Annotated in this window: 17 protein-coding genes and 2 tRNA genes; 2 read left to right on the top strand and 17 right to left on the bottom strand. The window is 42.0% G+C overall.

From position 1 onward, the window contains the following. Window positions 1-136 precede the first annotated feature (136 nt). The 15 genes from nlpI to rlmE all read right to left on the bottom strand — a co-directional run bounded on the left by nlpI (window position 137) and on the right by rlmE (window position 16,212). Window positions 137-1,024, bottom strand: a complete 888-nt coding sequence (gene nlpI, locus LG402_RS01535; RefSeq protein WP_109394665.1) for a lipoprotein NlpI — start codon at window positions 1,022-1,024, stop codon at window positions 137-139. A 112-nt stretch (window positions 1,025-1,136) separates the two neighbouring features. Beyond that, the gene (gene pnp, locus LG402_RS01530) at window positions 1,137-3,266 is read right to left on the bottom strand and encodes a polyribonucleotide nucleotidyltransferase (RefSeq protein ID WP_166540301.1); all 2,130 of its coding nucleotides are present in this window, start codon (window positions 3,264-3,266) and stop codon (window positions 1,137-1,139) included. 253 nt (window positions 3,267-3,519) lie between these two features. Continuing rightward, window positions 3,520-3,789 (bottom strand): 30S ribosomal protein S15, encoded by a 270-nt coding sequence (rpsO, locus tag LG402_RS01525; RefSeq protein WP_166540300.1) that lies wholly within the window; start codon window positions 3,787-3,789, stop codon window positions 3,520-3,522. 124 nt (window positions 3,790-3,913) lie between these two features. Further along, window positions 3,914-4,867: a tRNA pseudouridine(55) synthase TruB gene (gene truB / locus LG402_RS01520; RefSeq protein ID WP_166540299.1), complete on the bottom strand. Its 954-nt coding sequence runs from the start codon at window positions 4,865-4,867 to the stop codon at window positions 3,914-3,916. Next, window positions 4,867-5,268 carry a 30S ribosome-binding factor RbfA gene (gene rbfA, locus LG402_RS01515; RefSeq protein WP_109408501.1) on the bottom strand — a complete coding sequence of 134 codons (402 nt, stop codon included), beginning with the start codon at window positions 5,266-5,268 and terminating at the stop codon, window positions 4,867-4,869. The genes truB and rbfA overlap by 1 nt, the downstream gene beginning before the upstream one ends. A 302-nt stretch (window positions 5,269-5,570) precedes the next feature. Further along, a complete protein-coding gene (gene infB, locus LG402_RS01510) occupies window positions 5,571-8,327 on the bottom strand; it encodes a translation initiation factor IF-2 (protein ID WP_072069567.1) in 2,757 nt (918 codons plus the stop codon). 22 nt (window positions 8,328-8,349) lie between these two features. Beyond that, window positions 8,350-9,858: a transcription termination factor NusA gene (gene nusA / locus LG402_RS01505; RefSeq protein ID WP_006535691.1), complete on the bottom strand. Its 1,509-nt coding sequence runs from the start codon at window positions 9,856-9,858 to the stop codon at window positions 8,350-8,352. Window positions 9,859-9,878: 20 nt separating this feature from the next. Then, window positions 9,879-10,331, bottom strand: coding sequence for a ribosome maturation factor RimP (rimP, locus tag LG402_RS01500; protein WP_072069568.1), 453 nt, complete (start codon window positions 10,329-10,331; stop codon window positions 9,879-9,881). A 202-nt stretch (window positions 10,332-10,533) separates the two neighbouring features. Further along, a tRNA-Met gene (locus LG402_RS01495) sits at window positions 10,534-10,610 on the bottom strand. Window positions 10,611-10,670: 60 nt separating this feature from the next. Continuing rightward, window positions 10,671-10,760 (bottom strand) — tRNA-Leu (locus tag LG402_RS01490). Between the two features lie 59 nt (window positions 10,761-10,819). Beyond that, complete coding sequence (secG, locus tag LG402_RS01485) at window positions 10,820-11,164, bottom strand: preprotein translocase subunit SecG (protein ID WP_036914692.1); 345 nt, start codon at window positions 11,162-11,164, stop codon at window positions 10,820-10,822. Between the two features lie 165 nt (window positions 11,165-11,329). After that, window positions 11,330-12,667 (bottom strand): phosphoglucosamine mutase, encoded by a 1,338-nt coding sequence (glmM, locus tag LG402_RS01480; RefSeq protein ID WP_109408500.1) that lies wholly within the window; start codon window positions 12,665-12,667, stop codon window positions 11,330-11,332. Further along, complete coding sequence (gene folP / locus LG402_RS01475; RefSeq protein ID WP_166540298.1) at window positions 12,664-13,506, bottom strand: dihydropteroate synthase; 843 nt, start codon at window positions 13,504-13,506, stop codon at window positions 12,664-12,666. Before folP ends, glmM begins: the two co-directional genes overlap by 4 nt. An 82-nt stretch (window positions 13,507-13,588) precedes the next feature. Further along, on the bottom strand, window positions 13,589-15,535 hold the full coding sequence (gene ftsH, locus LG402_RS01470) for an ATP-dependent zinc metalloprotease FtsH (RefSeq protein WP_109408498.1): 1,947 nt from the start codon (window positions 15,533-15,535) through the stop codon (window positions 13,589-13,591). 47 nt (window positions 15,536-15,582) lie between these two features. Continuing rightward, on the bottom strand, window positions 15,583-16,212 hold the full coding sequence (gene rlmE / locus LG402_RS01465) for a 23S rRNA (uridine(2552)-2'-O)-methyltransferase RlmE (RefSeq protein WP_036939360.1): 630 nt from the start codon (window positions 16,210-16,212) through the stop codon (window positions 15,583-15,585). 145 nt (window positions 16,213-16,357) lie between these two features. On the opposite strand from rlmE, the gene yhbY reads away from it, so the two are divergent. Then, entirely contained in the window at window positions 16,358-16,651 is a 294-nt protein-coding gene (gene yhbY / locus LG402_RS01460; RefSeq protein WP_036914752.1) for a ribosome assembly RNA-binding protein YhbY, read from the top strand. 121 nt (window positions 16,652-16,772) lie between these two features. On the opposite strand, the gene greA is transcribed toward yhbY, so the two are convergent. Then, window positions 16,773-17,249, bottom strand: coding sequence for a transcription elongation factor GreA (greA, locus tag LG402_RS01455; RefSeq protein WP_072069572.1), 477 nt, complete (start codon window positions 17,247-17,249; stop codon window positions 16,773-16,775). A gap of 408 nt (window positions 17,250-17,657) precedes the next feature. Here greA and dacB point away from each other — a divergent pair, with 408 nt between their 5' ends. Next, entirely contained in the window at window positions 17,658-19,100 is a 1,443-nt protein-coding gene (dacB, locus tag LG402_RS01450) for a serine-type D-Ala-D-Ala carboxypeptidase (protein ID WP_109408497.1), read from the top strand. A 73-nt stretch (window positions 19,101-19,173) separates the two neighbouring features. On the opposite strand, the gene cgtA is transcribed toward dacB, so the two are convergent. Then, window positions 19,174-20,346 (bottom strand): Obg family GTPase CgtA, encoded by a 1,173-nt coding sequence (gene cgtA, locus LG402_RS01445; protein ID WP_166540297.1) that lies wholly within the window; start codon window positions 20,344-20,346, stop codon window positions 19,174-19,176. Window positions 20,347-20,457 lie beyond the last annotated feature (111 nt).

Below are 20,457 nucleotides of genomic sequence, written 5' to 3'. Positions count from 1 at the left end.
CATAACATACCGCATGGTTTGTCGGTCTTTATCATCTAAAATGTGAACTGGCTCAAATTATATTATTAAACGAACAAACAAGCCCTCATCCTATGCAGATGATGGCTTTCAAACTGATCAGAGAAATGTTCGTCAGCTATTGCTGGTCCGATTCCGCTAGGTCTTCTTGTTGGCCTAACAGTGCTAATTCCAACAATGCGTAGCGGTGCTCAACAAAGTTATGTGCGTTGTTGGCAACCGTCAGCTTGAATAACGCTTCTGCGCTATCCATGTCCCCCAGACTTAGGTAATACTTACCTAAATAGAAGTTAGTTTCACTAAGATGCTCAGCGAGCGAAGTGTTATCGGTTGAGGCTTCACGTAGTTTTGACATTAATGCTTTTTCATTAATGTTACCTAAATAAAACTCAACTATATTCCATCCCCATTGCCCCGTTTTATCCGCCTGCTGGTATCGCTGTTTTAACTGTTGTTTAGCTAAATCAGTGTTTATCTCTTTTTCGACAAGATATAACCAAAGCGAACGAATGGGGTCATTTGGATCGACCTGATAAAACGCCTGCAGATCATCCTGCGCCAATTTCAATCGGCCACCGTAGTATAAAGCGATACCACGATTAAAACGCGCATTATTGTAAGTTGGATCAAGCTCTAAAACAGAATCAAACGCTTCATAAGCAGCATCATAGTTCGCTGCTTGCGTAAAATAGATACCTAGAAAATTAAAAATTTCCAGCATATCTGGTCTTATTGATAGCGCCATTGAAAAATCATTACGCGCTAAAGCTCGTAAACCGAGACTATCATACAGCACACCACGCTCATATAAAAGCTGTGCGTATTCATCTTCGGTTAATGAGCGACTCGCAAGAATTTGTTCTATACGAGCCAATATCACTTCTTGTTGTAAAGAAGGTTGTAATGGAGTGGCGAAAATCGCATTCTGACGCCATTCTGGACTAGTGCTGCATCCGGAAATAAAGATGAAAACAGCAATAGAACAACCGCGCAGAAATGTTTTCATTTCTCACTCCCAAAGTCAGACCTTTCAACAAAAAGCGTTCTGGACGTCCTACTTGTCAATCATAATAAGTCTCTACCGATACCTATGTCTAGATATCGGTAGTAGAATATCATTAATTCGCAGAATCTTCAGAAGAAGTTTCTGTTGCTTCCTGCTGATTAGCTTGAGCTTCTTTCATACTTAAGCGAATACGGCCTTGACGGTCAATTTCCAGCACTTTAACTGGAACTTCTTGACCCATTTCCAAGTAATCACTCACTTTCTCAACGCGTTTATCTGCGATTTGAGAAATATGAACCAGACCTTCTTTACCGCCACCGATAGCAACAAACGCACCGAAATCTACGATACGAGTTACTTTACCGTTGTAGATACGGCCCACTTCAACTTCAGCTGTGATTTCTTCGATACGAGCAATTGCCATTTTAGCTTGCTCATTGCTTGTTGCAGCAATCTTCACAGTACCATCATCTTCGATTTCGATAGTTGTGCCCGTTTCTTCCGTTAATGCACGGATAACTGAACCACCTTTACCGATAACGTCTTTGATTTTGTCTGAATTAATTTTGATAGTATGAATACGTGGTGCGAATTCAGAAATATCAGCACGAGGTTGGCTAATTGCATCTTCCATAACACCTAAAATATGCAGGCGTGCGCTTTTCGCTTGGTTTAACGCAACTTGCATGATTTCACGTGTGATACCTTCGATTTTGATATCCATTTGTAATGCGCTGACACCGTTACGGCTACCCGCAACTTTAAAGTCCATATCGCCTAAATGGTCTTCATCACCCAGAATATCTGAAAGAACAACAAAGTTGTCGCCTTCTTTTACCAGACCCATTGCAATACCAGCAACAGATTCTTTAATTGGTACACCCGCATCCATCAGTGCTAAAGAAGCACCACATACAGACGCCATTGAAGATGAACCATTTGATTCAGTGATTTCAGAAACCACGCGAACAGTATATGGGAATTCTTCAATAGTCGGCATTACCGCTAACACACCACGTTTTGCTAAACGGCCATGGCCAATTTCACGACGTTTTGGTGAGCCCATCATACCTGTTTCACCAACAGAATATGGAGGGAAGTTATAATGCAGTAAGAAGGTATCAGTGTGCTCACCCATGATATCATCAATAGTTTGAGCATCACGCGCAGTACCTAATGTCGCAGTCACTAAAGCCTGTGTTTCACCACGTGTAAACAGTGCTGAACCGTGAGTACGTGGTAATAAACCTGTGCGGATATCTAATGCACGTACCATGTCTTTTTCACGACCATCGATACGAGGTTCGCCTGCTAATACACGAGCACGAACAATGTTTTTCTCTAAGCTAGAGAATAGATCGTTGATTTCACCTTCATCTAAGGTTTCATCTTCAGCTAATAACGTTGCAACAACTTCATCGCGAATTGCTTCGATTTGTTCATAACGTTCTTGTTTTTCAGTGATACGGTATGCATCACCGATGCGTGCTTGCGCTAATTCTGCAATGCGATCGTGTAAAGTTTGGTTAACGGCTTCTGGTGCCCAATCCCATTTTTCTTTACCGACTTCAGCAACTAATGCATTGATATTTTCAATCACAACTTGTTGTTGATCATGACCAAATACCACTGCACCTAACATTTCTTCTTCTGATAATAAATCAGCTTCTGATTCTACCATCAGCACAGCGCCTGCAGTACCTGCAACCACTAAGTCTAATTTACTCACTTTCAGCTCATCAACAGTTGGGTTCAGAACATATTGACCATCGATGAAACCAACACGAGCACCACCGATAGGACCATTAAATGGAACACCTGACAGAGCTAATACAGCAGAAGCACCAATCATTGCAACGATATCTGGGTTAACTTGTGGGTTAACAGAAACAACAGTAGCAACGATTTGGATTTCGTTTAAGAAACCTTCTGGGAATAATGGGCGTAATGGGCGGTCAATTAAACGTGCAATTAACGTTTCGCCTTCACCTGGACGACCTTCGCGACGGAAGAAGCTACCTGGGATACGACCAGCAGCGTACGAACGCTCTTGGTAGTTCACTGTTAATGGGAAGAAATCTTGACCAGCTTTAACTTTTTTCTTTGCAACAACGGTAACAAAAACAGCGGTGCCGTCCATGTCAACCATAACAGCAGCTGTTGCTTGACGAGCCATCATACCCGTTTCGATTGAAACCGTATGTTGACCGTATTGAAATTTACGAACTGTAGGATTCAGCAAAATAATATCCTTTATCTTATTGTCGCCAGATGTTTAGCGACGATGAATGATCTTTTCTCCGCTACGTCCCCTCGCGACTAATGAAAATATTGACCACTTATTAGCAATAAATACTTTCATTAGCCGCGCGAATTGTCGTAACTAGAGAGACTAAATAACAATCACCACATTAAAACATAACGACTAATATTAAAAATAGCACTTTCTAGTAGAAAAGGGGCCAACAGGCCCCTTTCCACTGAAACTCACTTGATTAGCGACGCAGACCTAAACGTTCAATCAGTGCAGAGTAACGAGCAACATCTTTACGTTTCAGGTAGTCCAGCAGATTACGACGGCTGGAAACTTTACGCAGCAGACCACGACGGCTGTGGTGATCTTTTTTGTGCTCTGAAAAGTGACCTTGCAGGTGGTTGATTTCTGCAGTCAGCAGTGCAACCTGAACTTCGCTTGAGCCAGTATCGTTAGCATCACGACCAAATTCAGCAACGATTTTTGCTTTCGCTTCAGTACTTAGAGACATAATAAACTCCAATTAAATTAAAATTTTTAGGATAGCCAATCTCTAATTCAGCTATCCAACTCAGCCACCTAAACAGATAGCCGCATTATTCTACGCTTCAAACACTTTTAGCGCAAGATTGCTATTAAGTGTTATCTTGTGCGCTATAGTCTACAACGACTCTTTTCGGAGCAACTAGGCCATCTTTAATGATAGCAAGGCCAATGAATTTTTTTTCATCACCTTCAGTTACTCTCACCCATTCGCCTTCATTGATATCATGATTAACGCGAACAGGCTGTCCTAGCTTGAGATAACCCGCAATGATCGTGGTTAAATTCACAACAGGAAAATCGGCCACAGCGGTATCCATAGGCAATAACAGTGCATCAAGTGCCGCGAAAGGATCTTCTTGTGCAGTTTGTGCATTTTCTATCATCGCTCTTAATTGCTCTAACGTTACCATTCGCTCTTTAGGATAATCTGCAACTTCTAATCGGCGTAAGAAAATAACGTGGGCACCACATTGTAATTTCTCACCAAGATCATCAATGATTGTGCGAATATACGTTCCTTTAGAGCAATGAATTTCTAGTTCTAATTCGTCGCCTTCCCAGCGAATAAACTGGAGTTCATAAACAGTAATCGGTCTTGCTTCTCGCTCAACTTCTATGCCTTGTCTTGCATATTCATAAAGCGGTTTACCTTGATGCTTTAAAGCAGAGTACATTGAAGGAACTTGCAATGTTTCACCACGAAAGCTCTCTAAGGCATCGTCTAAAGCTTGCTGCGTAAATTGCACTGGGCGCTCTTGGATAACTTCACCATGTGCATCAGAAGTATCTGTTCGTTGGCCTAAGCGGGCAATAACACGATAACGCTTATCCGAATCCAATAGAAACTGTGAAAACTTCGTCGCTTCACCTAAACAAATAGGTAGCATACCTGTTGCTAAAGGATCCAATGCCCCCGTATGCCCTGCCTTACTGGCATTAAACATACGGCGGACTTTTTGGAGTGCGTCGTTAGAGGAAATATCTTGGGGTTTATCGAGTAGCAATACGCCGTTAATCTCACGCCCCTTACGACGACGCCCCATTATTCTTCCTCTTTATGACGACGCTCTTCGTCGTTTTTAACGACATTAGAAACTAAATTAGACATGCGCATACCTTCAACTAATGAGTTGTCATAAGCAAATGTCAGTTCTGGCACAATACGTAAACGCATTGCTTTACCTAATAATGAACGAATAAAACCCGCAGCTTCATTCAAGGCAGTTAAGCCATCTTCAACCATCTCTTCTTCGCTTTTTTCACCACCAGATAAGTTTAAAAAGGTGACGAACACTTTGGCGTAAGCCAAATCGCGAGAAATTTCAACGCCAGATACAGTGGCCATTCCAATACGAGGATCTTTTACTTCACGTTGTAGAATGATGGCGATTTCTTTTTGCATTTCCTGAGAAACACGCTGACTACGGCTAAAATCTCTTGCCATTTTATCTCTCCCTGACAATAGGGTATTGCCCTGATTGTCACTATTAATTCAGATCTAAAATCAATGATATCTAAAGAGTATACATGAAGTGGTATTTAACAACCGCTTTCTCTGATTTCTTTCTTTAGAAATAAAATGTTTCTTTGTTGCTATTTTACCCTGTTATCTCACTTTCATAAATTACTGAAAGCCAATCTATTTCGGTTATGTTGAAAAATGAAGAGGAAAATAAAAGAGAATACAGCAAAGAAGGGAATAAGAAGGGAGCCGTTAAGCTCCCTTTTAAAACAAGACGTACTAGATTAATCAATAGAACGTTTGATTTCGATAACTTGGAAGACTTCAATCATGTCGCCAACACGAACATCATTGTAGTTTTTCACACCGATACCACATTCCATGCCGTTACGCACTTCGTTGACGTCATCTTTAAAGCGACGTAGTGACTCAAGTTCGCCTTCGTAGATAACCACGTTATCACGTAGAACACGAATTGGGTTATTACGTTTGATGTTACCTTCAACCACCATACAGCCCGCAATCGCGCCGAATTTCGGTGATTTAAACACATCACGGACTTCTGCAAGACCCATGATTTCTTGTTTATATTCAGGTGCCAACATACCACTCATTGCCAGTTTGATTTCGTCAATCAGGCTATAGATAACGGAGTAGTAACGTAAATCAACACTTTCTTGTTCAATAATACGGCGAGCAGATGCATCTGCACGAACGTTGAAACCAAGAATAATTGCGTTAGAAGCAGCCGCTAATGTTGCATCAGTTTCAGTGATACCACCTACGCCAGAACCGATGATTTTCAGTTTAACTTCGTTAGTAGACAGTTTAACTAATGCATCAGTAATCGCTTCACAAGTACCTTGAACGTCCGTTTTCAGAACGATGTTCAGTTCAGAAGTTTTACCTTCTTCCATGTTAGCAAACATGTTTTCCAGTTTAGATTTCTGCTGACGAGCCAGTTTAACATCGCGGAATTTACCTTGACGGTATAATGCAACTTCACGCGCTTTCTTCTCATCACGAACAACCGTTGCTTCATCACCTGCAGAAGGAACGTTAGACAGACCTAAAATCTCAACAGGCATTGATGGGCCAGCAGATTGAACGTCTTGGCCTAATTCGTTACGCATTGCACGAATACGACCGTATTCGAAGCCACACAGAACGATATCACCTTTATTCAGCGTACCTTCACGAACAAGGATAGTTGCCACAGGGCCACGGCCTTTATCGAGGTAAGATTCGATAACAACACCGCTTGCCATACCTTCTTTAACTGCTTTCAGTTCAAGAACTTCAGCTTGTAAAAGAATCGCATCCAGCAGTTCGTCAATACCTAAACCTTGTTTTGCAGATACGTGCATAAACTGAGTTTCACCGCCCCACTCTTCTGGCAGGATGCCATATTGAGACAGTTCAGTTTTCACGCGATCAGGATCAGCTTCGTGTTTATCGATTTTGTTCACAGCAACAACAACGGGTACGTTTGCAGCTTTTGCGTGTTGGATTGCTTCGATAGTTTGTGGCATTACACCATCATCTGCCGCAACAACCAGAACAACGATATCCGTTACCTGAGCACCACGAGCACGCATTGAAGTAAACGCGGCGTGACCTGGGGTGTCTAGGAAGGTGATTTCACCTTTATCTGTTTTAACGTGGTAAGCACCGATATGCTGGGTGATACCACCCGCTTCGCCTGATGCTACTTTCGTTGAACGAATGTAGTCCAGTAATGATGTTTTACCGTGGTCAACGTGACCCATGATAGTCACAACCGGTGCACGAGATACAGCACTTTCTTCGCCAGTATCACGATCACTCATGACTTGTTCTTCTAACTCGTTTTCACGACGTAAGATAACTTTGTGACCCATTTCTTCAGCAACAAGCTGTGCAGTTTCTTGGTCTAAAACCTGGTTAATGGTTGCCATAGCACCCATTTTCATCATGGTTTTGATAACTTCAGACCCTTTTACTGCCATTTTGTTAGCAAGTTCAGCAACAGAAATAGTCTCACCGATAATAACATCACGGTTTACAACAGCTGCTGGCTTATTGAAGCCTTGTTGTAATGAGCTACCTTTACGTTTACCTTTCTTGTTAGTACGACCAGCAGCACGTGCTTCTTCACGATCTGCTTTTTCAGAATGGCGGTTGTTTTTCTTAGGACGAGGAGCCTTGGCATTGCGACCACGACCGCGGCCACCTTCAACTTCAGCATCACTTTCATCTTCTGCATCACGAGCATAACGTGATGTTGTTACATGATAGTCTGAGCCTTCAGTTTCTGGTGCTTTAGGTTCAGCAGTCCATTTTTCAGCATTCTCTTCAGCTAAAAGACGTGCTTTTTCTGCTGCAACTCGTGCTTCTTCTTCTGCTTTACGGCGCTGTGCTTCTTCCGTTTTACGCTTCAGTTCAGCCTGTTCAGCATTGCGACGTGCTTTTTCCTGATCTGCTGCTTTATCAGCTTTTGGTTTATCGTTTTGTTTCACTTTATCTTTTTCCGCTGCTTCGCGCTTAGCTAATTCCGCTGCTTCACGTTTTGCTTCTTCAGCTTCACGTTTCGCTTTTTCTTCGGCGTCTTTCTTTGCCTTTTCAGCTTCACGTTTTGCTTTTTCTTCAGCTTCGCGCTGTGCTTTCTCTTGTGCTTCGCGCTGGGCTTTTTCTTCGGCTTCGCGATGCGCCTTTTCTTCCGCTTCACGCTGAGCTTGCTCATCCGCTTGCGCTTTTTCAACGGCGTCACGGTTCACATAAGTGCGTTTTTTGCGGACTTCGATGGCTACTGATTTACTTTTGCCACCTGTACCAGGAACACTTAACGTACTACGTACTTTACGTTGTAACGTTAACTTTTCTGGTTGGTTGGTTGAGACGTCTTTATCACGATTCAACCAAGCCAGTAAGGTTTCTTTCTCTTTTTGGGAGACAGAATCAGAGACGGTCTTCTTAATACCGGCATCAGCAAACTGCTGTACCAAACGTTCAACCGGTGTCTGAATCTCTTCTGCCAGTGATTTTACTGTTTCATCTGTCATTCTGTTCCTTCCTGCTCAGTTGTTACGCATCATTCCCAAACCAGCAGATATTACGTGCGGCCATAATGAGTTCGCCTGCGCGCTCACTATTTAAACCTTCAATATCAGTTAGGTCGTCGATACCCTGTTCGGCAAGATCTTCCAGTGTGCAGATACCACGGGCAGCTAGATCAAATGCTAAAGAGCGCTCCAAGCCTTCGAGAGCTAATAAGTCCTCGGCTGGCTGGTTATCGCCTAGGCTTTCTTTTTGAGCCAATTCAATCGTTGTTAATGCTGCTTTTGCTCTTTCACGTAGAGCTTCAACGGTGTCTTCATCTAATCCGTCAATCGCCAGCAGTTCACTGATTGGCACATAAACTAACTCTTCAAGGGTAGAGAAACCTTCTTCAACTAAAACAGTTGCGAAGTCTTCATCAATGTCGAGATGCTTAGTAAATATTTCAATGGCTGCGTTTGCTTCTGCCTGATGTTTTGCATTCAATTCATCAGCAGTCATGACGTTTAATTCCCACTTGTCATCACCACGATGTTTTTTCAGTAACTGAGCTGCCAGACGTACGTTTTGACCGTTACGGCCAATCGCCTGAGCAAGGTTACTGCTTTCAACTGCAACATCCATTGTACATTTGTCTTCATCGACAACAATAGAAGCAACATCTGCCGGAGCCATTGCATTAATCACGAATTGTGCAGGATTATCATCCCACAGAACAATATCAATTCGCTCGCCGCCCAATTCACTGGAAACGGCTTGTACACGTGCGCCACGCATACCAACACAAGCACCCACTGGGTCAATACGCTTGTCGTTAGTTTTTACTGCGATTTTGGCACGAGAACCTGGATCACGCGCTGCAGCTTTAATTTCAATGATTTCTTCGCCAATTTCTGGCACTTCAATGCGGAAAAGTTCAACCAGCATTTCAGGGCGAGAACGCGTCACGAAAAGTTGTGCACCACGAGTTTCTGTACGTACATCGTATAATACACCGCGTAAACGGTCGCCCGGACGGAAGTTTTCACGCGGTAACATATCTTCGCGTAAAATAACGGCTTCTGCGTTATTTCCTAAGTCTAGGGTGATGTTTTCACGGTTTACTTTCTTCACAACACCCGTGATAATTTCGCCTAATTGTTCGCGGAATTGATCAACAACCATTGCTCTTTCAGCTTCACGTACTTTTTGTACGATAACTTGTTTTGCAGTTTGTGTTGTAATACGGTCGAAAGTAACTGATTCAATCTGATCTTCAATATAACCACCTAGTTCGATACTAGGATCTTCATATTGAGCAGCTTCAAGTGTAATTTCACGAGTAGGCTGAGTCACTTCATCTACAGCAACCCAACGGCGGAATGTATCAAAGTCACCGGTTTTACGGTCGATACATACGCGAACATCAATTTCTTGCTCGTATTTTTTCTTAGTTGCTGTCGCTAGTGCGGTTTCCAGTGCTTCAAAAATCTTTTCACGAGGAAGAGATTTTTCGTTAGAGACCGCTTCCACAACAGCCAGAATCTCTTTGTTCATCCTAGTTGCCTCTTCAAAACTTAAAAGTGGGGTACCAGGTTAGCTTTCTGGATGTTGCTCAGTGCGAACACTTCGTCTTTACCATCCACAGTAACCGTGATCATTTCGCCAGCGACAGACTTAATAATGCCCTGCCATTTACGGCGGTTTTGCATTGCAATTCGTAATACGATAGCGGCTTCTTCACCGATAAATTGCTCATAATGCGTTGCAGTGAATAAAGGTCGTTCTAAACCAGGAGAAGAAATCTCAAGGTTATAAACTGTTTGAATTGGATCTTCAACATCCAGCACAGCACTGACCTGGTGGCTAACATCAGCACAATCATCAACAGTGATACCGTCTTCACTATCAATATAGATGCGCAATGTTGATTCTCGGCCACGAATAAACTCAAGACCGACAAATTCAAAGCCTAATGCTTCTACTGGTGCTGAAATCATCGCTGTTAATTTTTGCTCTAATGTGGACAAACCCACCCCCAAGGCATAAAAAAAGGGCCTATAGCCCAGTATTCTATTCTCTGATAACAAAAAACCCCGAAATTCGGGGCTTTATGCAACTGGACCCTGTAACTTGCCATTCGAGAATAACCTCTTCTTACGGCACATTCCACTCAGGATCATAATCGGTTCAAAAAGATGATTAATGAGAAAAGTGCTGTATTGTTAGAAGTGGTTGCGGGGGCCGGATTTGAACCGACGACCTTCGGGTTATGAGCCCGACGAGCTACCAAGCTGCTCCACCCCGCGTTCGAAAAACGTGGCAAATTTTACGCTGATAACAAGCAAAACGCAAGCTATCTGGAATAATGGTGCCGAGAACGGGACTTGAACCCGTACGCCCGTTTTATAGGCACTACCACCTCAAGGTAGCGTGTATACCAATTTCACCACCTCGGCACTTTAATGAGACTGTTATTGCGTAAATATTAACAATCTCATTTAAATCTTTACTTAGTTTACTGCGGAATATCTGTATTTGCTGGCGCTACAGGCGCTGCTAATTGCTCAGCTTTTTTTGCTTCTTCTGTAGTCTGCTCGATAGACATCCATTTGCTGTCTTCACGCACAGTTTTATTGGCACTTAGATTACCTAAAATAAGGGCAAGTACAATAAAAGCTGTTGCTAAAACAGCGGTCATACGGGTCATAAAGTTAGCTGAACCGCTTGAACCAAATACTGTACCGGAAGCACCTGCACCAAAAGAAGCGCCCATATCAGCACCTTTACCCTGCTGTAACAGGATCAGACCAACTAGCCCTGTTGCTACAATGATAAGAATAACAATGAGTGCCGTATACATTTGCGTTACCTTTTCTATGGAACTTATCGTCTTAACGATAACCTTCGATTGCTTCACCCGCTTTAGTTCAAGACCTTACTAAGCGGGTGTGAATACTAACCAAAGCTGAACTGACAAGCAAGGTTATTTTGCGACAAAGCGATTGATTGAAGAAAAAAGCATCAATTAACCTACGTGCTTCACAGCGTCAGCAATACGATTAGCCATCGCTGTAACTTGTTCTTCATTTTCGCCTTCAACCATCACTCGAATTAAAGGCTCTGTGCCTGATTTACGTAACAGTACACGCCCTTTACCTGCAAGTTCTTCTTCAACCGCTTTAGCGACTTTCTGAACTTCAGGCGTTTGTAATGGATCATGACTTCCTGTGAAGCGAACATTCACTAAAATTTGAGGTAATAGTTTCATGCCACTGCATAAATCATGCAAACTCATATGATTACGAACCATTGCACTTAAAACTTGTAAGCCTGCAACAATGCCATCACCAGTGGTTGTTTTATCTAATAAAATAATGTGGCCTGAGTTTTCAGCACCTAAACGCCAGCCTTTCTCTTGTAATTTTTCAAGCACATAGCGGTCACCCACTTTAGCTCGTACAAAAGGAATACCTAGTTGCTTAAGTGCAATTTCCAATCCCATATTACTCATCAGTGTACCAACAGCACCACCACGTAATTGCCCTTGGCGCAACGCTTCTCTCGCAATAATATAGAGAATCTGGTCACCATCAACTTTTAAGCCTTGATGGTCAACCATAATAATACGGTCACCGTCACCATCGAATGCTAAACCAACGTCTGCACCTTCTTCAAGTACACGTTGTTGCAACATACGAACATCGGTTGCACCACATTCAGCATTTATATTAATCCCCGTTGGTTCACAACCAATCGTAATAACTTCCGCGCCTAATTCACGAAATACATTAGGTGCAATGTGGTATGTTGCACCATGTGCACAATCAACAACCACTTTTAAGCCATTAAGATTGTTTTCGTTAGGGAATGTGCCTTTACAAAATTCAATATAACGACCTGCTGCATCCACGATACGATTTGCTCGACCCAGCTCTGCTGATTCAACACAAGTAATCGGCTTTTCCATTTCTGCTTCAATGGCTTCTTCTACTTCATCTGGTAATTTTGTACCGTCAATAGAGAAAAATTTGATCCCATTATCGTAATAAGGGTTATGAGAAGCTGAAATCACAATCCCTGCTTCAGCGCGAAATGTGCGAGTTAAATAAGCAACCGCAGGTGTTGGCATTGGCCCTGTAAATGAGGCTGATAATCCCGCAGCCGCTAAACCGGCTTCTAATGCAGACTCCAGCATATAGCCTGAAATTCGTGTGTCTTTACCAATAATGATTTTACGAGAGCCATGACGTGCTAATACTTTGCCCGCAGCCCAACCCAGTTTTAATACAAAATCAGGTGTAATTGGACTATCACCTACTTTTCCACGGATACCATCTGTTCCAAAGTATTTACGTTCGCTCATTCATTATTTTCCTTTGCAGAAAGAGTCGCTTGTACGACTTTCATCGCATCAACTGTCTCTTTAACATCGTGTACACGAATAATTTGTGCGCCTTGCATTGCCGCAATGACAGCACAGGCCACGCTACCAGCAACACGCTCTTGTGGTGGCACATTCAATAGTTGTCCAACCATTGATTTGCGTGACATCCCAGCAAGTATAGGTAGACCAAAGTGATGAAGTTCACTTAAGTGCGCTAATAATTGGTAATTATGCGCTAAATTTTTACCAAAGCCGAACCCTGGATCAAGAATAATTTGATTTTTTTCAATACCAGCATCAACGCAACGTTGAATATTTTCTCGTAAAAAACAATCCACATCTATCATCACATTCTCATAATGTGGTGATTGTTGCATAGTTTTAGGGTCACCTTGCATATGCATAATACACACAGGTAAACCCGTTTTAGCTGCGGCTTCAAGCGCTCCTGGTTCTTGTAAAGAGCGAATATCATTGATAATTGAAGCCCCTACATTTGCCGATTCAGTAATCACTTGAGCTTTAGATGTATCAACAGAAATCCAAACATCAAAACGCTTACGAATAGCTTCAACAACAGGAACAACACGTTGTAACTCTTCATCTATAGAGACATCATTTGCACCAGGTCTTGTCGATTCACCACCTATATCGATGATAGAAGCCCCTTCAGTAATTAATTTTGCTGCGTGGTTAACCGCATCATTAAGTGAATTATGAGTGCCACCATCAGAGAAAGAATCCGGAGTGACATTCAAAATCCCCATAACTTGAGGTGTTGATAAATTAAGTTCTCTTCCTCTAGCAATTAATTTCATTTCATTGATACCTTCATAAAAAAACCCCAGAAGCCTGGGGTTTGTATTTATAGCTTACTCAATATGTATAACCCAATAAGGATTAGTGAGTATTTTTATCAGAAGGCGTATCACTTTCTGACTCAGACTTATCTTTTGGCTCACTTGCCACATGCGTTTGTGTCGGCTGGGCAGTAGTTGTTGCATTACTATTGCCATTACTGCCTTCCCAACCTGCAGGTGGGCGAACATCACGACGATTCATTAAATCATCAATTTGAGGTGCATCGATAGTTTCATAAGTCATCAGCGCATCTTTCATTGAATGAAGAATATCAAGATTATCCATCAAGATCTGACGAGCACGAACGTAGTTACGATCAACGATAGCTTTAATTTCTTCATCAATAGTACGAGCAGTTTCATCAGACATATGTTGCGCTTTCGCAACAGAACGACCTAAGAATACTTCGCCGTCTTCTTCTGCATACAGTAATGGCCCTAATTTTTCAGAGAAACCCCACTGTGTCACCATGTTACGTGCAATATTTGTTGCTACTTTAATGTCGTTAGAGGCACCTGTAGAAACATGCTCAACACCATAAATAATTTCTTCTGCTAAGCGTCCACCATACAGTGTTGAAATTTGGCTCTCTAATTTCTGACGGCTAGCACTGATTTGGTCACCTTCAGGTAAGAAGAAAGTCACACCTAATGCACGTCCGCGAGGAATAATCGTCACTTTATGCACAGGATCATGTTCTGGTACTAAACGTCCAATAATCGCGTGACCGGCTTCATGATAAGCTGTTGATGCTTTTTGTTCTTCCGTCATCACCATCGAACGACGTTCCGCACCCATCATTATCTTATCTTTTGCTTTTTCAAACTCGACCATTGAAACAACACGTTTATTACCACGAGCAGCAAATAAAGCAGCCTCATTAACTAAGTTAGCTAAGTCTGCACCAGAGAAACCCGGTGTACCGCGTGCTAGAATTGCAGGATCAACATCTGGTGATAAAGGTACGCGACGCATATGGACTTTAAGAATTTGTTCACGTCCACGGACATCAGGTAAACCTACAACCACTTGACGGTCAAAACGGCCAGGACGGAGTAACGCAGGGTCTAAAACGTCAGGGCGGTTAGTTGCCGCAATAACGATAATCCCTTCATTTCCTTCAAAACCATCCATTTCAACAAGCATTTGGTTCAATGTTTGTTCACGTTCATCATGACCACCACCTAAACCAGCGCCACGTTGACGCCCTACGGCATCTATTTCATCGATAAAGATAATACAAGGCGCGGTTTTTTTAGCTTGTTCGAACATGTCACGAACACGTGAAGCACCAACACCCACAAACATTTCAACGAAATCAGAACCTGAAATGGTGAAGAATGGTACTTTTGCTTCGCCTGCAATGGCTTTCGCTAATAACGTTTTACCTGTACCAGGAGGCCCTACCATCAGAATACCTTTAGGGATTTTACCCCCTAATTTCTGGAAGCGACCCGGATCACGTAAATATTCAACTAATTCGCTTACTTCTTCTTTTGCTTCATCACAACCTGCAACATCAGCAAAGGTTGTTTTGATTTGGTCTTCTGTCAACATGCGAGCCTTGCTTTTACCGAAAGACATCGCACCTTTACCGCCACCACCTTGCATTTGGCGCATAAAGAAAATCCAAAGACCAATAAGTAATAGCATTGGGAACCAAGACACAAAAATTTGAGTCAGAAGGCTTTGGCCTTCAAGTGGTTCACCTGTTACTTTTACATTACGGTTCATTAAAGTGGTCAGCAGGTTGTCATCACGCATAGGCATATACGTGCTGTACTTTGAGTTATCTGTTTTAGTTACATTAATATCATAACCACTTATGCTGACCTCGCGTAATTGGTTATTAGTTAACTCATTGATAAAGGTAGAGTAATCCACCTTACGACTATTCGAATCGCTGGGTCCGAAGCTCTGGAATAATGACATCAAAACGACTGCAATAACTAGCCAGAGGATCAGGTTTTTCGCCATGTCACTCAAGGGATTAACCTCATATTACAACTGTGTTAACAAATAGCTTTAGGGTACTAAAGTTTACGCCCTGTGGCTACAATATATACCTCACGAGAACGAGACCGCGAAGCGTCTGGTTTACGAACTTTCACTTTCGTAAACAGGGAGCGTATTTGCCCCAGGTACTCATCAAAGCCTTCTCCCTGAAACACCTTGACAATAAAACTTCCCCCGGGAGCCAGTACATCACGACACATATCAAGCGCTAACTCTACTAAATACATGGATCGAGGGATATCGACCGCGGGTGTACCGCTCATGTTTGGAGCCATGTCAGACATGACAACCTGGACTTTATTTTCACCTACTCTATCAAGCAATGCCTTCAACACAAGTTCATCACGAAAATCGCCTTGAAGGAAATCGACTCCGACGATAGGATCCATAGGCAAAAGGTCACATGCGATGATTCGACCTTTACTTCCTAACTGCTGTACAACATATTGAGACCACCCACCTGGGGCTGCCCCTAAATCGACAACGGTCATACCTGGTTTAAAGATATTGTCACTTTGCTGAATTTCTTCCAGTTTAAACCAAGCACGAGAGCGAAACCCTTTTTTCTTTGCTTGCTGAACATATTTATCACTAAAATGTTCTTGTAACCAGCGGCTAGAGCTTGCAGAACGTTTCTTATTGGCCATTGCGTTTTCCAACTATCATACACTTAGCTATCAAAATTTTTACTCTTTCACTCATTTAACCTCGTCTTAACGACATTTTATGGTGATAAGTGAGAGATGGCGTTAGAATAGTGTGTTTTCAATCCCAACAAAGCAAAAATTAATGATGACTCTTAACAAAAAACAAATTCAACACCTGAAAGGGCTCGCTCATCACCTGAATCCAGTCGTTATGATTGGTAACAACGGGTTGACTGAAGGCGTTCTTGCAGAAATTGAACTCGCTCTGGCACACCATGAGCTTATCAAAGTCAAAATCGCAGGCGAAGATCGAGATGTTAAAAACTTGATCGTGGCAGCGATTGTACGCGAAAGCGGTGCACAGAATGTACAAGTAATCGGAAAAATTCTTGTTCTTTATCGTCCTTCAGAAGCACGCAAGATTATTTTACCGAAATAATACTTGTATCTTTATATAAAAATGCCATAAGTAACTCTATGGCAAAAAAGGCCTTTTAAGGCCTTTTTTATATTACCACAGGATAGCAGCCTAGTTTTCTATAGAAACGTAAAATTATAAATTAAATGTATTCTACGTTTAAAACTTCGTACTCAACTTGTCCACCCGGTGTTGTGATAACAACAACATCATCTAACTCTTTACCAATTAACCCACGCGCAATCGGTGAATTTACAGAGATTAAGTTAACTTTAATGTTTGCTTCATCATCACCCACAATGCGGTAGGTCTGCTCTTCTTCAGTTTCAACATTTAACAGAGTCACTGTTGAACCAAAAATAATACGGCCATTGTTATTCATCTTAGTAATATCAATGACCTGAGCATTTGATAATTTTGCTTCAATTTCTTGTACTCGCCCTTCACAGAAACCTTGTTGCTCTCTTGCTGCATGATATTCTGCGTTTTCTTTTAAGTCTCCGTGCTCACGCGCTTCTGCAATAGCCGCGATAATTTCGGGACGACGAACACTTTTTAAATATTCCAGCTCTTCGCGTAGTTTTTCCGCACCAAGAACGGTCATAGGGATCTGATTCATGTGTTAATACCTCAATACTATTCCTAATAAAAAATAGGTATCATCCTGATTTTTTATACTAACAACACAGAGAAAAGGATCTATTTACTCTTCTCAAGACAAAAAAAGACACAGGCAACCTTAAATTGGGCCTGTCTCTACATATGTTCGGTGAATAAGGAAAGACGTTTATTCCCTTATTCATGCTGTTGGGAAGCAAACTTAGCCCCCAGACCTAAAACTAAATCTAACACAACAGACGCATTGCTTCACGCCTTATCTCTCTTTATAAATCAATAAACAGATATTTTCTGATAATGCAGTAATCGCTCGTTATATCGTTTACTTTTGCCCTCATTGCCCTTTAGTATTAGCCTCTGGCAATCAATACTGTAACGTTAGTACGCTATAGTCACGGACAGAGAAATTATGCGCTTATTATCAACATTTCGACGGATACTTTACACATTAAGTATCATCAGTTTTTCAACCCAAGCAATACCCGTTGAAAACTATACATCCCTTCTTCCTGAAGGAACACAAGTGGGTTTGATTACCCAGCCTGTGGGCGCAGCTTCTCCTAATCTCAATTATCATGCAGATCAATTAGCTCTTCCTGCCAGTACTCAAAAAGTGGTCACCGCCTTGGCGGCATTACTTCAATTAGGGGGTGATTACCAATTCACCACAACAATGGAGACGGAAGGCAAAATAAAGAATGATCAACTCAACGGAGATTTGATCTTTCGTTTCAGCGGTGATCCAACATTAACTCGCCAACAGTTAAGAGGAATGGTCGCGGTATTAAAACAATCCGGCATCACTAAAGTCCATGGCGATTTGCTGATTGATACTTCTGCTTTTTCGAGTCATGACAAAGCACCTGGTTGGGTTTGGAATGATATGACTCAATGTTTTAGTGCGCCACCTAGTGCCGCAATTGTTGATAAAAACTGTTTTTCTGTCTTATTGCAAAGTGGCAATAAAGATGGCGATATTGCCACAATACGCAAAGCTTCATTTTACCCAGTTACCGTTTTAAGCGAAGTTGAAACTTATGAGAAAGGCTCAACACGTACTCGTTTTTGCGAATTAGATGTCACTGTCCGTGATTTAAATACCTATGTAATAACAGGATGTATTCCTAAACGTGACGATGCAGTGCCTTTAATGTTTTCTATTCAAGATGGTGCGCATTGGGCTGGCACAATTTTAAAAGAAGAGTTACAAAGAGCCAATATTGAACTTGATGGCTATATAAAACGTCGCTCTTACGTTAAAGCACCGGTTACTGTATTAGCACAAACACAATCTAAGCCTCTACATAACTTGCTTACTACAATGTTAAAAGAGTCTGACAATATGATTGCAGACACTGTATTTAGAACCATTGGACGTGAATATTATGGTGTTGCTGGAACGTGGCGTTCAGGCGCGGAAGCAACTCGTGCGATTTTAAAACAAAAAGCAGGAATTGACTTAGGTAATACAGTAATGGTTGATGGTTCAGGTCTTTCTCGCCATAACCTCATTTCACCTGCAACAATGATGCAAGTCCTTCAATATATTGGGCAACACGAAAATGAACTCAACTTTATTACTATGCTTCCCCTCTCTGGACACGATGGAACATTACAATACCGAGGCGGTTTTCATGAAGCAGGTGTCGATGGCAAAGTTTCTGCCAAAACGGGTTCACTAAAAGGGGTCTATAATCTTGCTGGCTTTATGACGACAGCTAATGGACAAAAAGTTGCTTTTGTTCAGTACGTCTCTGCATATTCACCACCAACGCAAAATCGTAATGCAGGGCGCGCCTATTTAGTACGTTTTGAAACTAACCTGTATAAAGATATGTACAATAACCGCTAAGTTTACGATATCGAGATAAAAGAAAACGCCTGATAAACAGGCGTTTTTTATTTTTTCATGATAAGAATGATAATTAACGTTGGTAGATAAACTCTATACCATCATCATCTTCTTCATCCCAATCATCATCGTCATCTTCTTCAAAATCAGGATTTTCAAGCTGTTCTTTGTGGTAATCATCCCACATAAAGTCAACTTTTCCTGGCTCTGCAACTGTCGCCACTAAATCTTGCTCACGTGGTGTTACATTCAGGAATTCCATGATATTCCAGCAAAGTTTTTTCACACCTTCTTGGTTGATGGCCGCTATCATGTAATAGTTTTCATCCCAACCCAGTGCTTCAACAATCGCTTTTGCCTTCTCTTTTGCTTCTTCAGCATCAAGAAGATCCACTTTATTGAATACTAACCAACGTGGTTTTTGTGCTAATTTTTCGCTGTATTTCTCTAATTCAGAGACAATAATTTGTGCGTTCTCAACAGGATCTGATCCATCAATAGGATCGATGTCGATCAAGTGCAATAACACACGACAGCGTTCTAAGTGTTTTAAGAATTGGATCCCAAGACCTGCACCATCAGCAGCGCCTTCGATTAATCCAGGAATATCAGCAACAACAAAGCTCTGATGATTATCCATTCGTACCACACCTAAGCTCGGTACTAAGGTGGTAAACGGATAATCGGCAACTTTAGGTTTTGCTGCCGATACTGCACGAATAAACGTTGATTTACCCGCATTCGGCATACCTAACATACCTACATCGGCTAATAACATTAGCTCTAAGAGAACATCACGAGATTCACCCGGAGTACCCATAGTACGTTGGCGTGGAGCACGGTTAACCGAAGATTTAAAGCGAGTATTACCTAAACCGTGAAAGCCGCCTTTAGCGACCATTTGTTTTTGTCCGTGAACAGTTAAGTCAGCAATAATTTCATTGGTGGCTAAATCACGGACTCGTGTTCCAACAGGAACACTAATTGTAATGTCTTGACCACGCTTACCGGTGCAGTCACGGCTGTGACCATTTTCACCACGTTCTGCGCGATAAGATTTTGTAAAACGGTAATCAATTAGAGTGTTGAGGTTTTCGTCTGCAATCATGTAGACATCACCACCATCACCGCCATCACCACCGTCTGGTCCCCCATTAGGGATATATTTTTCGCGACGAAAGCTCACACAGCCGTTACCACCATCGCCCGCGACGATCAGGATCTTGGCCTCATCAACAAATTTCATGATTTTACTCCGTATAGTAGCCATTAACGTGCTGGATGGCCGAAATTACCCAGAGATGGCCTTTTTTAAATATAAAAAGCCCCGCAACAGACTTGCAGGGCTTTTGACTCG

The organism is Proteus sp. NMG38-2 (assembly GCF_020640995.1).
Classification (GTDB): domain Bacteria; phylum Pseudomonadota; class Gammaproteobacteria; order Enterobacterales; family Enterobacteriaceae; genus Proteus.
The sequence above is the reverse complement of the archived record's forward strand: the minus strand, read 5'-3'. Positions and strand labels throughout refer to the sequence as shown.

Bases quoted from the DNA above. Each gene is read 5' to 3' on its own strand.
- nlpI (WP_109394665.1), bottom strand. From the start codon at position 1,024: ATGAAAACATTTCTGCGCGGTTGTTCTATTGCTGTTTTCATCTTTATT.
- rpsO (WP_166540300.1), bottom strand. From the start codon at position 3,789: ATGTCTCTAAGTACTGAAGCGAAAGCAAAAATCGTTGCTGAATTTGGT.
- truB (WP_166540299.1), bottom strand. From the start codon at position 4,867: ATGGGGCGTCGTCGTAAGGGGCGTGAGATTAACGGCGTATTGCTACTC.
- rbfA (WP_109408501.1), bottom strand. From the start codon at position 5,268: ATGGCAAGAGATTTTAGCCGTAGTCAGCGTGTTTCTCAGGAAATGCAA.
- infB (WP_072069567.1), bottom strand. From the start codon at position 8,327: ATGACAGATGAAACAGTAAAATCACTGGCAGAAGAGATTCAGACACCG.
- nusA (WP_006535691.1), bottom strand. From the start codon at position 9,858: ATGAACAAAGAGATTCTGGCTGTTGTGGAAGCGGTCTCTAACGAAAAA.
- secG (WP_036914692.1), bottom strand. From the start codon at position 11,164: ATGTATACGGCACTCATTGTTATTCTTATCATTGTAGCAACAGGGCTA.
- glmM (WP_109408500.1), bottom strand. From the start codon at position 12,667: ATGAGCGAACGTAAATACTTTGGAACAGATGGTATCCGTGGAAAAGTA.
- folP (WP_166540298.1), bottom strand. From the start codon at position 13,506: ATGAAATTAATTGCTAGAGGAAGAGAACTTAATTTATCAACACCTCAA.
- rlmE (WP_036939360.1), bottom strand. From the start codon at position 16,212: ATGGCCAATAAGAAACGTTCTGCAAGCTCTAGCCGCTGGTTACAAGAA.
- yhbY (WP_036914752.1), top strand. From the start codon at position 16,358: ATGACTCTTAACAAAAAACAAATTCAACACCTGAAAGGGCTCGCTCAT.
- greA (WP_072069572.1), bottom strand. From the start codon at position 17,249: ATGAATCAGATCCCTATGACCGTTCTTGGTGCGGAAAAACTACGCGAA.
- dacB (WP_109408497.1), top strand. From the start codon at position 17,658: ATGCGCTTATTATCAACATTTCGACGGATACTTTACACATTAAGTATC.
- cgtA (WP_166540297.1), bottom strand. From the start codon at position 20,346: ATGAAATTTGTTGATGAGGCCAAGATCCTGATCGTCGCGGGCGATGGT.